Origin of the sequence: Microcoleus sp. N3A4, assembly GCF_036701805.1 — a bacterium.
Taxonomy (GTDB): Bacteria; Cyanobacteriota; Cyanobacteriia; order Cyanobacteriales; family Microcoleaceae; genus Microcoleus.
On record NZ_JAUBRJ010000020.1, the window covers coordinates 53467 to 67526 of the forward strand.

Annotated in this window: 13 protein-coding genes and 1 pseudogene; 7 read left to right on the forward strand and 7 right to left on the reverse strand. The window is 46.5% G+C overall.

Annotated elements, in window-relative coordinates:
• The first annotated feature begins 332 nt into the window (after nucleotides 1-332).
• The gene (locus QUA56_RS14200) at nucleotides 333-1193 is read left to right on the forward strand and encodes an SDR family oxidoreductase (RefSeq protein WP_333358561.1); all 861 of its coding nucleotides are present in this window, start codon (nucleotides 333-335) and stop codon (nucleotides 1191-1193) included.
• A 270-nt stretch (nucleotides 1194-1463) separates the two neighbouring features.
• Here QUA56_RS14200 and QUA56_RS14205 read toward each other — a convergent pair whose 3' ends face one another.
• Nucleotides 1464-2492 carry a hemerythrin domain-containing protein gene (locus QUA56_RS14205; RefSeq protein ID WP_333358563.1) on the reverse strand — a complete coding sequence of 343 codons (1029 nt, stop codon included), beginning with the start codon at nucleotides 2490-2492 and terminating at the stop codon, nucleotides 1464-1466.
• A gap of 379 nt (nucleotides 2493-2871) precedes the next feature.
• Here QUA56_RS14205 and QUA56_RS14210 point away from each other — a divergent pair, with 379 nt between their 5' ends.
• The 3 genes from QUA56_RS14210 (at nucleotide 2872) to QUA56_RS14220 (ending at nucleotide 6382) form a co-directional block, all read left to right on the forward strand.
• A complete protein-coding gene (locus QUA56_RS14210) occupies nucleotides 2872-4137 on the forward strand; it encodes a pitrilysin family protein (protein WP_333358565.1) in 1266 nt (421 codons plus the stop codon).
• 386 nt (nucleotides 4138-4523) lie between these two features.
• Nucleotides 4524-5792, forward strand: coding sequence for a pitrilysin family protein (locus tag QUA56_RS14215; RefSeq protein ID WP_333358567.1), 1269 nt, complete (start codon nucleotides 4524-4526; stop codon nucleotides 5790-5792).
• 347 nt (nucleotides 5793-6139) lie between these two features.
• Nucleotides 6140-6382, forward strand: a complete 243-nt coding sequence (locus QUA56_RS14220; RefSeq protein WP_333358568.1) for a helix-turn-helix transcriptional regulator — start codon at nucleotides 6140-6142, stop codon at nucleotides 6380-6382.
• A gap of 217 nt (nucleotides 6383-6599) precedes the next feature.
• On the opposite strand, the gene QUA56_RS14225 is transcribed toward QUA56_RS14220, so the two are convergent.
• Both QUA56_RS14225 and QUA56_RS14230 read right to left on the reverse strand, forming a co-directional pair.
• Nucleotides 6600-6788, reverse strand: coding sequence for a hypothetical protein (locus tag QUA56_RS14225; RefSeq protein WP_333358570.1), 189 nt, complete (start codon nucleotides 6786-6788; stop codon nucleotides 6600-6602).
• 162 nt (nucleotides 6789-6950) lie between these two features.
• Nucleotides 6951-7148, reverse strand: a pseudogene (locus QUA56_RS14230) (BrnT family toxin); the annotation flags it as partial.
• A 235-nt stretch (nucleotides 7149-7383) separates the two neighbouring features.
• On the opposite strand from QUA56_RS14230, the gene QUA56_RS14235 reads away from it, so the two are divergent.
• From QUA56_RS14235 to QUA56_RS14245, 3 genes are all read left to right on the forward strand, one after another.
• On the forward strand, nucleotides 7384-9204 hold the full coding sequence (locus tag QUA56_RS14235) for an efflux RND transporter periplasmic adaptor subunit (RefSeq protein ID WP_333358572.1): 1821 nt from the start codon (nucleotides 7384-7386) through the stop codon (nucleotides 9202-9204).
• Between the two features lie 304 nt (nucleotides 9205-9508).
• A complete protein-coding gene (locus tag QUA56_RS14240; RefSeq protein WP_333358574.1) occupies nucleotides 9509-10774 on the forward strand; it encodes an ABC transporter permease in 1266 nt (421 codons plus the stop codon).
• 78 nt (nucleotides 10775-10852) lie between these two features.
• Nucleotides 10853-11680, forward strand: a complete 828-nt coding sequence (locus QUA56_RS14245) for a methyltransferase domain-containing protein (protein WP_333358576.1) — start codon at nucleotides 10853-10855, stop codon at nucleotides 11678-11680.
• A gap of 127 nt (nucleotides 11681-11807) precedes the next feature.
• Here QUA56_RS14245 and QUA56_RS14250 read toward each other — a convergent pair whose 3' ends face one another.
• The 4 genes from QUA56_RS14250 to QUA56_RS14265 all read right to left on the reverse strand — a co-directional run bounded on the left by QUA56_RS14250 (nucleotide 11808) and on the right by QUA56_RS14265 (nucleotide 14015).
• Nucleotides 11808-12428 (reverse strand): Uma2 family endonuclease, encoded by a 621-nt coding sequence (locus QUA56_RS14250; protein ID WP_333358578.1) that lies wholly within the window; start codon nucleotides 12426-12428, stop codon nucleotides 11808-11810.
• A gap of 85 nt (nucleotides 12429-12513) precedes the next feature.
• On the reverse strand, nucleotides 12514-12843 hold the full coding sequence (locus QUA56_RS14255; protein ID WP_333358580.1) for a DUF4926 domain-containing protein: 330 nt from the start codon (nucleotides 12841-12843) through the stop codon (nucleotides 12514-12516).
• The gene (locus QUA56_RS14260) at nucleotides 12844-13101 is read right to left on the reverse strand and encodes an SPFH domain-containing protein (RefSeq protein ID WP_333358582.1); all 258 of its coding nucleotides are present in this window, start codon (nucleotides 13099-13101) and stop codon (nucleotides 12844-12846) included.
• A 122-nt stretch (nucleotides 13102-13223) separates the two neighbouring features.
• Nucleotides 13224-14015: a Uma2 family endonuclease gene (locus tag QUA56_RS14265; RefSeq protein ID WP_333358585.1), complete on the reverse strand. Its 792-nt coding sequence runs from the start codon at nucleotides 14013-14015 to the stop codon at nucleotides 13224-13226.
• Nucleotides 14016-14060 lie beyond the last annotated feature (45 nt).

Genomic DNA, 14060 nt, shown 5'->3' on the forward strand with positions numbered 1-14060 from the left:
ATGATTTTTTGGCGTGCTTTTTGCTGTTTTGACAATAATTAGAGGCTCGCGCGGCGGGTTTATCGATTTCTTTAATTACCGGAAATATTTTTCGTGAAACCCGCCTCTACAACAAATATATCCCGATGCTCGTAGGCGCTGGTTTTACCGACAATCTTTGAGGAAAACTCACAATTTATATAAACCAGCCCGCCACAATCATGGGTTCGGCTGACGGGTTTATTTATCTGTTTAATTACTGTCTTTAGTCGTAGGGCGCGATCGGCAAAAAGAATGATTCCCTGCCCCAAGAAAACCTTTATTTATAGAGGTAGAAGTTAGAGGAATATGTTATGCCAACTCAACAACAAACCAATCCGGCTCAACATCAAGAACAGCAACCGGGTGTTGAATCCCAAATGACTCCGCAACCTCAATCCTTCGCGGAGGGATATCGCGGTAGCGACAAATTGCGGGACAAAGTAGCCTTAATTACCGGCGGAGACAGCGGAATCGGGCGGGCGGTGGCGATCGCATTTGCCAAAGAAGGGGCCGATGTGGCGATCGGCTATCTCAACGAAAATGAAGATGCTAACAAGACCAAAGAGGCGATCGAACAACAAGGCCGGCGCTGTATTTCCCTCTCCGGCGACATCGGCGAAGAAAGCACCTGTAAAAACCTTGTAGAACAAACAGTTAAAGAATTCGGGCACCTCGACATCCTCGTCAACAACGCCGCCGAACAGCATCCCCAAGTAAGCATCGAAGACATCACCGCCGAACAATTAGAGCGCACCTTCCGCACCAATATTTTCTCAATGTTTTACCTGACAAAAGCGGCTCTAAAACACCTAAAAGAAGGAAGTGCAATTATCAACACTACGTCTGTCACCGCTTACAAAGGCAACCAACAATTGCTAGATTACTCATCCACAAAAGGAGCAATTGTTGCCTTTACCCGCTCCTTGTCTCAAAGTTTAGCTGACAAAGGAATTCGCGTCAACGGAGTCGCCCCCGGGCCGATTTGGACGCCTCTAATTCCTGCAACTTTCCCTGAAGAAAAAGTTGAGAAATTTGGTGCAGACACGCCCTTGGGACGCGCCGGTCAACCCGACGAAGTTGCCCCCAGTTACGTGTTTTTAGCTTCAAAAGATTCGTCTTACATGACGGGTCAAATTTTGCATCCCAACGGCGGTTCTGTGATTAACGGATAAGATTTCGCTGTGAGTTTCACCAAAAATCTCTGATTCAGTCCAGGAAGCATCAAGCCAAAGAAACCGGGTTTTTTACCGAATCAGCGGGCTGGAACGAAGTGTTTTCGTAAAAAAAACCGGTTTCTGACCACCCGCGCGTCCTGGACTATAAATTAGAACATTTGTAAGTTCACACAAAACAGTAATCCCGCTACGTGGGTAGCGGGATTGATAGGTTGCAGTTTAACTATTCTCTAGTTTTGCTAGAGTGGAAATTAGCCGACTGCTGAATTAGCTCATGCTAGCCATTTCTTGCTGGAGCGTACTTTTGGCTGCTTTGAATTGAGTAGCCATTTGTTCCATTTGTGCTTCGCTAAAGTTGCGGCGAATTTGAGGGAACATATCGTTTTCTTCTTCTTTTACGTGATCCTGAACCGCTGTTTTGAGCAGTTTGATTTGGGATTTGAAATCAGAAGAACTGGGGTTGAGAGCCTTAATTTTGGCGAGCATTTGCTTCATTTCTGCTTGCTCGTCGTACAGTTCTTGAGTGTTGCTGTAGTAGCTCCGAATTGCTGGGTAAACAATTTGTTCTTCTGCTTCGGCGTGAACGCTGAGGTCTTTGTAAAGTTGACCGAAGAATTCTTGCAGTTTTTTCGGATCGTCGGTTTTTTCGATTTCCATAAATAGGGTATCGGCTTTGCGGTGATCCATTGTGATGATTTCGGTGATGTTCATCTCATTTTTGGTGCGGGTGACAGCACCGCCGATGATGCCGGTCATGGCTGCCATTGCATCTTGCACGCGGGCCCAAACGCCTTGGTCGGGGTCTTTGCCGGTCAGTTCGCGCACGCCTAAAATTTCGAGAACTCCTTTAAGTTGTTCTTGGTGAGCGCGGTTTTCAAAGTTAACTGTGTTGAGCGGGGTAATGGCGGCTTCGATGTCGGCGCCGACTACTTGAGCGGCTTTGTGAATTAACAAGCCGGCCATTGTTTGTTTGTGTTTGAGCAGTTCGTGCTGAGCGACTTTTTCAAACATGGTCAGTTCAGAACCTTTCATGAGTTTCTGAACTTCTTCGATCATTTTTGTGCTGGTTTCTTTGGGTTCGGTTTGAATTCCGTATTGAACGATTACGGTTTCTAATACGCCCAAGTTTTTGCGATCGTCCTCGAGCATATCCCGGAAGCGCTGGGCTAGTTCGGAGTCGTTGCAGGAATTGATGAACAATTGCTCGTTGGCGATCAGCAGGTTTTGCAGCGCTTTCATGTCTGCTAATTTAGTCGCGATCGCTTGGCGCTTGGTATCTTCTAAGGTAGCTACCATCTGTCGTTTCTCCTCTCAAGGTCTTTAGTGTTCTTACATCTCTTAATTTATTGATATATTCTGATAACATCCTCTTTCTCCCGACTGATTCATTAATATCCCGCGCAACCTATTGACTTTTGAGCAAAAAAATGGTAATAAATTAAGGCTAAGGTCGTTTTTTAAAAAAGCAAAAATTACCCTTAATAACTGCCAACTGACCACTGACAACTATTAAGTGACAACTACCAACTGTCAACTGCTTTCCTGCCAACTGCCAACTGCCCACTGACAACACTCAACAGTCAACTGACTTTTGTATCAATTAATCCCGATCGCATAGCTGTAAAGCGCTACCATAGTTGCAGCCGAAATTAACTAAAGTTTAAGAATAACTAGCTTGTCTCAACTGCTCACTGCTTTAGAATTCCCAGCCAATGTCTGGAAGCTGAATAATGGGTTAACGGTCATTCACCAGCGGATTTCGGCCACACCGGTGGTCGCGCTAGACGTGTGGGTGAGGGCTGGCGCTACGCTGGAGCCGGATTCTTGGTCGGGAATGGCTCATTTTTTAGAACACATGATATTTAAAGGGACGGATTCGATCGCCCCGGGAGAATTTGACCAAGTAATCGAAAATCGCGGCGGTGTCGCCAATGCAGCTACAAGTCACGACTACGCCCATTTTTTCGTCAACGCTGCGGCCGATTATTTAGCAGAAACAGCCCAGCCGCTGGCAGAATTGCTGCTGCGGGCTTCGATTCCCGATCGGGAATTCGATCGCGAGCGAGATGTGGTGCTCGAAGAAATCCGCCAAGCTCAAGACAATCCCGATTGGCTGGGTTTCCAAGCCATGATGGAAACAGTTTACCAGCGACATCCATACAGGCGATCGGTACTGGGCACGGAAGAACTGCTGATGTCGCGAACTCCCCACGAAATGCGCTGTTTCCACCGATCGCACTATCAGCCGGAAAATATGACTGTGGTGGTAGTCGGGGGAATTGATGAAGAACAGGCTAGGGATATCACGGGGAAAGCATTCGAGCAGTTTTCCGATCCGTGGGATTGTCCGAAATTAACCGCAGAGGCGGAACCGCCACTGATAGAAATTCGCCGTCAGGAATTGAGCCTCCCCCGATTGGAACAAGCGCGGCTGATGATGGCCTGGACGGGGCCGGGAGTTGAACATTTGCAAAGTGCTTGCGGCTTGGATTTGCTGTCGGTGTTGCTTGCAGACGGGCGGACTTCGCGTTTAGTCAGGGAATTGCGGGAAGAATTACAATTAGTAGAGGCGATCGACAGCACTTTCTCGCTGCAACGGGAATCGAGTTTATTTACTATCAGTGCAGTCTTGGACGCGAAGGATATCGAACAGGTGGAATCTCGGATTTGCGATCGACTTTGGGAATTGCAGTCCGAGCCGGTTTCCGAGGTAGAATTGCTCCGCTGTAAGCGTTTGCTGTGCAACGATTTTGCTTTCTCGATCGAAACGCCGGGACAGCTAGCCGGTCTTTACGGATATTACAATACGATCGCCAGTGCCGAATTAGCACTCAGCTATCCCACCAGGATTAAAGCTTTTGGGCAATTAGACCTGCTGCGCCTAGCTCAACAATATCTCTCTCCCTGGCGCTACACGGCCGTGGTGCTCAAACCAATCTAATTGGTAAACGGGTGAAAATAAATATCTTTTGTACCGGATGAGGTTCGGCGTTTGTCCCAGGTGAGCTGTACTTGTGGCGCATCCTACCGAATAGATGCTGTTATATTTAGATGTTGTTGGTCAGGCCGTGCCCGGTATGACATCATAACAAGATGCAAATGAAAAATAGAAAAATGGCGATCGAGTAATTACCAATTACGAATTATATCGTTTCCGGTTGCATCGGAATAATATATTTGGATAATGCCAGTGCGAGCGTCCCCGCTCGCGGCGTGGCTCGCGAGCGGGGACGACGTGAGCGCGCTCATAATTCCGATGCAACCGGATTTGATATTACCAATTACCAATTACCAATTACCTGTTACCAATTCCCAACTAAATTAACCATGAAAAATGAAATCCAGCGCACGGTTTTAGACAACGGTATTGTTGTCTTGGCAGCAGAAAATCCAGCAGCAGATATTATTGCAGCTAGGATATTCCTGCGGGCCGGCAGTCGCTGCGTGCAGCCGGAACAAGCAGGATTGTGTCACTTGCTGTCGGCGGTAATGACTAAGGGAACCGATCGCCTGTCTTCGCTGGAAATTGCCGAGCGTGTAGAATCGGTGGGAGCGAGGTTGAGTGCCGACTCTACTACGGATTATTTTTTAGTGAGTTTGAAGACGGTTTCTGCGGATTTTGAGGAGATTTTGGAGTTGGCGGCGCAATTGACCCGATCGCCCACTTTCCCGGAAGCTGAAGTCGAACTCGAACGCCGCATTGCCATATCGGCAATTCGATCGCAGCAAGAACAGCCGTTTGCGATCGCCTTCGAGCAATTGCGGCACGCGATGTACCAGGAACATCCCTATGCTTTCTCTCCCTTGGGCACGGAAGCTACTATGTCAAAGCTCACCAGAAACGAGCTCGAACAGTTCCACAAAACCTATTTCCGTCCCGATAATGTAGTTATTTCTGTAGCCGGCAGAATATCCACCGAAGATGCGATCGCCCTGATCGATCGAACTTTTGGCGACTGGAAAGCGCCTTTAACACCCCTGCCAACTTTAAGCGTCCCCCCCCTGTCCCCCTCCCCTCAATCTGTCGTTACGGCGCAAGATACCCAGCAATCAGTGATTATGCTGGGCTACCTCGCACCCTCTGTCAAAAACCCCGACTACGCAGCGATTAAGTTGCTGAATACTTATTTGGGTAACGGTTTGTCGAGCCGATTGTTTGTGGAATTGCGGGAAAAGCGGGGCTTGGCTTACGATGTTTCCGCGCTCTACGCGACGCGCTTGGACACGGCTCAGTTTGTCGCGTACATGGGTACGGCGCCGGAAAATACGGCGACTGCTTTTGAAGGATTGCGCGCAGAAGTCGATCGACTCGCCAACACCGAACTAAGCGAAGAAGAATTGCAAGCTTGCAAGAATAAAATGCTCGGTCAATATGCTTTAGGAAAACAAACTAATTCGCAAATTGCCCAAGTTTTAGGCTGGTACGAAATTTTGGGATTGGGAATTAAATTTGACCAACAATTTCAAGAAGAAATTGCACAGGTGACAGCTTCACAAGCGCGGGATGCTGCTAAGAAATATTTTGTAGAACCGTATATTTCTTTGGTGGGCCCGGAGGCGGCGATTACAGAGTTGGGTGTAGCGGCTGTTTGTTGAGGAAATTGGCGATCGCAGATAACGATTGCGTTCAACCGCGGCATTAGTTTTCGAGCCATCACTAGAGTGTTTAGACTGTGGCTAAATTTTAGGTATGTAGTTGCGCTTCAGCGCTCTTAGGAATGAAAAATAAATAACTTGCACAATTAAACCCCTGAAGCCTCGATCCAAGCTAAACTATTGCTCTATTAGTCACCTTATTTATTTTTCATTCCTTAGCTTAGGAAAGAGCGCTGAAGCGCAACTACATACCTTTAATAAGACCACTAGAGGTACACCGATCGACGTGATTGAAAACGGCAAGAAACGATTGAAGAAGTATGACACGGATAGGGAGGAGTAATGTTATGGAGCCAGCGAAAATAAAGCGTCTAGAAGATAAAGGCTGGAAGCTCGGCTCTGCCTCGGAATTCTTAGAACTTTCACCAGAGAAATCGATCCTAATTGACATTAAGTTAGGCCTCAGTCTTAATCTCAAAGAACGTCGGCAAAGATTGATGACACAGGCAGAGTTAGCTGAGAAAATCAACTCCAGCCAACCTCGTATTGCCAAAGCTGAAAATGGCGACGATTTGGTTTCAATTGAATAGTTAATACGTGCAATCCTGGCAACAGGTGCAACGCCTCAAGATATAGGGCAAATTATTGATCGAGCAGGATAGAAAGAGCGATAACTCACCCACTATACTATGCACGACCACTTAAAACGCACAGTTATGCTGAGTGCTGAGTTTTGTTATTTTTCTCTATATATTGGCGTAAAACGTTATTAATTAAAGTTTTATACTGTTCCCCTTGAGCCTCAAACTACTGCTTCACATCTGGATAGAGCTGAACTAAGTTGTGGGATCGATCTGCTGGAATACGTAAAGTCGATCGTTCAAAAAATTCATCGGTCAGCGGTGGAATATCTGAGTAGTCGATATTCTCTTCTGACCTTGACTCTAAGGCTGCCCAGTTAGTACCAGAGGTACTGTTCAAATCGTTTCTGCTCATGACGGTTGGCTCTTGGCGCTGAAATGATTCGGATTACATTGTTTTGACAATCAAGCATCCAGGATACAAGCCCCCGGATTCATTCGTCCAGAAATAAAAAACCTGTATCCGATCGAGGAGCCCCCGAATTTATTAGTGGGGTAAATGCTTTAATTCTAAAATCTAAAATCTAAAATCTAAAATCGATTGACGTTCTGTCCAAACTACTACCGCTATTCCAGAACCGAGAAAACCGATTCCAAACCAGCGATCTTCGCCATAATCAAAACGATCGTCTAGCTCAATCAGCATTTCACCATCAAACATCGCGGGAACATCGACAAAATCAATCTGATGTTTACGGATGTTTTCAAGGTTTTTCGCTTCGTCCCACTCAAATTGCCTGAAGGATTAGATATGCCAGATTAAACTATCTTCATTCACGATCGCGCATTTGGCCCAACAGGTTTTATGCTGCACTGGAGATCGATGTTGGACTCTAAAGTCGATCGCCCGCAAGCATTAAACACGGGAAAAAACCTAGTCTGACTTCAATTGAACCTTTTCTGTTCCCGATCGGTCTAAATTGAACAGACGCCCGATATGTCTAATTTATATGTACTTAGTAAAGCACTTTCAGATTAAAAAAGAGCTGACTCCGTGGGTTAGCGGACTCCTCGCCGCTTCCCTGCTTGCAGGAGTCGGCTACACAGCTTACAGCCAACTCACTGTCAAATCCAGCCGCGAAACCAGACGCAGGGAAAGAACCGTTGCTGTCGAAAGGGTGAACCTGCCGATTACAATTTCGGCAAACGGCACAATTGTCCCCGAACGTTCCGTTAACGTCAGCCCCAAAACTTCAGGAATGCTCAAAAGTTTGCTTGTCAAGGAAGGAGATAAGGTTGAAAAAGGGCAGATTCTCGCCTACATGGACGACTCCAACCTCCAAGGACAACTTACCCAAACTCGCGGACAACTCGCAGCCGCCGAAGCAAACCTGGAAAAATTGGTCAACGGCACTCGAACCCAGGACATTGCTGTGGCTAAGGCAGTGTTAGCAGAACAACAGGCAAGTCTGGAAAAATTGGTCAACGGCAATCGAACCCAAGACATTGCTGTCGCTGAGGCACAACTAGCTGAACAACAGGCAAATTTACAAAAATTGCTCAACGGCAATCGAAGCCAGGATATTGCCGTAGCTGAGGCACAATTAGCTGAACAACAGGCAAATTTACAAAAATTGCTCAAGGGCAATCGCCCTGAAGACATCGCCCAAGCAATTGCCAAACTCAGAGATGCCGAATACGCCAAAAACCAAGCAGAGGAAGACTTTCAGAGAAATCAGGAACTCTATAATGCCGGCGCCATTGCTTTGCAAGTTGTCAACAACTCCCGCACCGCGCGCGATCGAGCTCAAACGCAAGTCAGACAAGCCGAACAAGCTGTAGCTTTGCTGCAAGCGGGTACTCGCCCCGAAGAAATCGCTTCGGCGCGGGCTGCTGTCGAGCAAAAACGGCAAGCTTTGACCCTGGCCCGATCGGGCGCACGTCCCGAAGAAATTGCTGCCGGACAGGCCGCCGTCGAGCAAAAACGGCAAACTTTGGCCCTGGCGCGATCGGGCGCACGCCCCGAAGAAATCGCTGCGGGGCAGGCCGCCGTCGAGCAAAAACAGCAAGCTTTGGCGCTGCTAGAAGCCGGTTCCCGCCCCGAAGACATCGCCCAAGCCCGAGCCCAAGTTCTCGCCGCTAGAGGCAGCCTGCAAAGCGTTCAAGCGCAGATTAACGACACTGTGCTGCGGGCTCCTTTCACCGGCACTGTCACCCGCAAGTACGCCGATCCGGGCGCTTTTGTGACTCCCACGACTGCAGGTAGTGCGGTTTCTTCGGCGACTTCTTCTTCGATTTTGTCCTTAGCTTCAAAAAATCAATTAGTAGCAAACGTAGCAGAAACTAATATTTCTCAGATTAAGATCGGCCAGGCTGCGTCTATTCAAGCCGATGCTTTTGCGGGAAAGACTTTTGCAGGTAAAATCAGTCAAATTTCGCCTCAGTCGATCGTCCTGCAAAATGTGACAAGTTTTGAGGTAAAAGCGGCAATTATTAATGACGATAAAGAAATGCTGCGATCGGGCATGAATGTGAATGTTGAGTTTAAAGCCGGTGAACTTAAAAATGTTTTGGTAGTCCCGACTGCGGCAATTGTCCGCCAACAAAGGGAAACGGGGGTTTTTGTTCCCGGTGGAGAAGATGGCAAACCTGCTTTTATGCCGATTAAGACTGGTATGACGGTGGATGACAAGACGGAAGTGCGATCGGGTTTGAAAGGAAATGAAAAAGTGCTGCTTAGTTTACCCCCCGGATTGCGGCCTAGATCCCAAAATCCATCGCCGGGGGGGATTCCGGGTTTGCAACCGGGTGGTGGCGCGCGCTTGCGTTAGATCGGATATCATCTTGCACTATTTGCAATAATCCTTTTTTGGGCGGGCTAGAAGCCCACCCCACAAGAAGAAAATTGATCTATTGTGGAACAGGCATCTTGCCTGTTCATCAGAAGGGTGAAAGATGTGAGTAGGATGAATTTTCCCAACAAATAACAAACAACAAACAACAAACAACAAACAACAAACAACAAACAACAAACAACAAACAACAAACAACAAACAACAAACAACAAATAACAAACAACAAACAACAAATAACAAATAACAAACAACAAACAACAAACAACAAATAACAAATAACATGAAATTAAAGACTCGCCCCCGCACCAACAAAATCTCTAACGTTCAAATCGCTTTCATGGCGACAGAGGCGCTGTGGAATAACAAATTGCGTACCAGTTTAACTATGCTGGGCGTAATTATTGGGATATCTTCGGTAATTGCGATTACTTCGGTGGGACAGGGAGTACAAAAATCAACTGAAGAACAGTTAAAGGCTTTGGGTACAAATGTGCTGTTGGTTTTATCCGGCGCTGCGCGATCTGGCGGTGTCAGTCAGGGAAGCGGTTCTGCTACTACCCTGACTTGGGATGACGCTAGGGCGATCGGCAAACAAGCTCCTGCAGTTAAGGCGATTTCGGCTTATTTGCAGCGCCAAGTGCAAGTCGTTTATGGCGGACAAAATTCATTTACTGCTATTTTGGGAACAGATTTAAATTATCCCGATGTGAAGAACATTCAACCCCAAGAAGGACGGTTTTTTAACGAGGATGAATTGAATGCTGCTGAGCCAGTAGTTGTCCTCGGTTCTAAGGTTCGAGACGACCTGTTTGGAGTCGGCGCTAATGCGCTATCGGCGGATGTTCGCATTCAGGGAAACCGCTACAAGGTGATTGGAGTGATGGAAACCAAGGGGTCTGTAGGGGGAACCGATCAGGACGATCGAGTGTATATTCCCCTCAAAAATATGTCTTCGCGGATTGTGGGGAGAAATTCTTTAGCGGGGATTGCGATCTCGGGTTTTTGGTTGCAAACTAGCGGGGAAGCGGATTTAGCGGATGCTCAATTTCAAGTGGAAAATATCATGCGCTTGCGTCACAATATTTATCCCCCACAACCGGATGATTTTCGAGTTGTAAATCAAGCTGAGATCGTTAATACTTTCAGCAATGTGATAGGTTTATTTACGGTTATGGTGGGAGCGATCGCCGGAATTTCTTTGGTGGTTGGCGGCATCGGTATTGCTAATATTATGTTGGTGTCTGTTGTGGAACGCACTAAGGAAATCGGGATTCGCAAAGCGGTAGGTGCTACTAATGCGGCAATTCTGATTCAATTTATGGCTGAATCTATTTTAGTTTCCACGGTGGGGGGAACGGCGGGAATTGCGTTGGGAATTGCGATCGCCTTTGGGGCCTCGACAGCATTTAAGTTTCCGTTTGTGGTTTCTGTATGGTCGATTACAGCAGGTTTTGGGCTATCTTTTACCGTCGGGTTGTTAGCTGGAGTATTGCCGGCTCGGAATGCGGCTCGCTTAGATCCGATCGCAGCTTTGCGGAATGATTGAAAGGCCTCTCTGTCCGCCTTAAGCACCCTACAGGTGCTACAGGCGTCTCGCCTGTAAATTTCTACGGATAAAACCTAGATGAACAACCAACCTAAGCTAGACAAATACAAGCAAGAAATCGCAGATTTGTACAGCCGCAGAAGTCAAACCTATGACAATAGCGATTGGCATTTGCAGATTGCTCAGCGCCTCGTTGAATACGGGCGAGTTAGTCGCGGACAGCAGGTTTTAGACATTGCAACTGGAACGGGTCATGTGGCGATCGCAGCAGCTCAAATTGTGGGTTCTGAGGGTCGGGTTATTGGCATAGATATTTCGCCTGGAATGCTTGCTGTAGCCAGAAACAAAGCTCTAGAATTAAATCTCCACAATACAGAATTTTTGCTGGCGGATGCCGAAGCTCTAGACTTTCCAGAGAATAGTTGCGATCGCATTTTTTGCTCTTGTGCCTTCATTTGGATGTCGGATCTGCACGCAGCACTCACTCACTGGCACACATTTCTAAAACCAGGGGGAATCATCGGCATTCATGCCTTCGCCGACACCGCTTTTGTGGGCGGAGTTGTGACGCAGCAAGTAGCCCAAAAATACGGCATTGCCTTCTATATGAGCAAACCCACAGGCACTGTTGAAAAATGCCAAAACTTACTCGAACAAGCAGGATTTAAGGAAATAGAAATTAAGATTGAGCAAGACGGCAGCTATATCAGTTTAGAAAAAGCAAAAGCAATGTGGGCAGGAAATTCCCATCCCGCCCCCGGACAATATCCGCCACCTCTGTCAACACTTTCAACCGAGCAATTAGCACAAGCCCAGGCAGAATTTGAGGCAGAATTAGAAGCATTGCAAACCGAACAAGGAATTTGGAACGATATCACTACTTTTTACGTATTCGGTAAGAAATAAGTAGAATATGACTTAGGGACAAACTCTACTCGTAGGGTGCGTGGCTATGAGATATTCAATAAAACTTGCAGATTGTAGATGGCGACGCACCTTACCATTAAAATTTTCCAATCTCCAAGAGATTAGCTTATACTAAACCAGCTTGAAAAATCTGGTTTGCTGTGAGGTTTAAATCGGGAAAAGTTTGCGACACAATCCGATCGTTCTCTCGAAATTTGAGGATTTGATATTCACCATCAACCAAATTACAGACAGAAATTGTCGGTTGTTTGGGATTGCCAATAAAATTACGCCCGCCTAACGCAGCATAATCTACAATCCAATATTCAGGAATACCCATCTCCTCATAATCAGCATATTTCAAATAGTAATCATCGCGCCAATTGCTTGACACAACCTCGATCGCCAAAGGTATCGATGCACCCAAACTGAGGATAGATTGTTTTTGCCATAAAGTTTCGTTCACCAGATTTGCACGATTCAGCACCAACACATCAGGGAAATAACCAGAATCTTTTTCAGGAGGCCTGACTATCGCTTGGTTGGGGATACTGTATGGCAATCCCAGATGATTAATTTGAATAGCAATTGCGATCGTAAGAAAGCCTGTAACTTCTTGATGTTCGCCTACTGGTTGTATTATTTCAATAATATTTCGATTGTGCAGTTCGTAGCGTACCGCCGAATTTTCAGGCAGCCACTCCACAAATTCCTCGAAGTTTACGAGTTTGGGTAAAGCTTCAGTCATAGGTTTTCAGAATTACCGATAATATCAATTATATCTCTATCTATCTGCGTTTATCGGCGTGCATCTGCGGTTACAAATTTCCATTTTATATAAAGTCCGCAAGTTTTTGTGACGCTTGTGCTGTCACCATTTCGGCTTTGCGATCGGGTGATGCTGGCTCAAAATACAACACCATGATTTGCTGTGGATGCAGCCCGACAGATTCATAAGTGCGTCCGTTGCGATCGCTAAATTCAACCTCAAACGCTGCACCATCAGCCAACAGTTCAACCACAGTCCCTACTTGTCCGCGCCACAGGTTGTATTCAGGAATGTCAACTGTCAAGGTAACGACATCTAGTAATTTAATTGTATTCTTTGCCACTCTTACAGCGGTTCCCGCTGTTAAGAAGATATCTGCTAAGCTGTCGCGCATTTAAATTGAATCTAGATCCGGGATCTGGGGCCAGTTCCACAATAATTGTAGAAAATTGACTGTCAAATTAGATGCACAACAGCTTACTTGGCCTTCGCTGACAAAGACTGCTATTTGTCCGGGTCGTACAGTTAGTTTAGCACCTTGTTTAATTTCGTTTTGGTGGCGCTCGAATCGATAAGCGATGGTGTCGCTGGTATTGTCCAACCATTCGATGATATCGACAAATTCGCCGCGAATCTTGTCAAAGAGTCCCATAGATTTATTTTGGGTTGTTGTTCGATTTTAGCTTCAATAGAAGCGATCGATGTTCCCGATCGCCATTGTAAAGTTTTTACGTGAGATCGCTGGGGATGGGGGCGATCGCCCTTGCAGACAATTCACAATTCCGGTTCAATTCCAGCCGATCGCAACTGAGCGCGCAATTGCTCTAATTGGTCTTCTGCTTGTTGAGCTCTTTCTTGTTCGCGATCGGCTCTTTGCTGTTCTTGTTGAGCTCTTTCTGCTCCCGATAACAGCAAATTCCCTTCACTATCCCACCAGCGCAACCAAGGTAACTCAACATTTTGATACCTTCCTTGCCAAATTCCCAATTCCGCTCCTAACGGTTCAATGGGATAATGACCGCGCTCATTTGCAGCAACTAATTGATACCTATCTTCGATCAGGTGATAGACTTCAACGCTAGCCTTAGTTACTTCATAAATCCCGTAAAATGCCGGACGGATCACATTTTCATAAATCCAGAATTTACCCGGCTTAGTTTCCTGTTGACCCGATCGCAACAAAGGCGTTCTATCCCGTTCTTCTGTACCATTGCCCGATACAAATTCTAACACAATTAACGGTGCTACGAATTCTTGCCACATCACATAAGAACGGCGCAATTGACCGTCAATAGTTGGCGGGACATTAGGCACATAAAACCAGTCAGGCGCTTCTGCACCCCGTTCTAGCGGCTCAGTTAATCGCCAGTAAATACCGCTATCTTGACCGATACAATAGTTACCGTCAGTGTGGATTCTTTCTAAAACGGGAGTAATTGAATCGGTTAACAGAATGCTTTGAGGATGTTCTTGGAAATTTTTCACAAAAGTACCGTCGGATTCTGGTAGCTGAGTGTGGTCTGGCCAGCCTGTAGGGTTGTTTTCTACATCTAGGGTAAATTTCATAGTGTTATTTTGATTGGAGGCTTTTTGAGAGCAAGGGCGATCGAG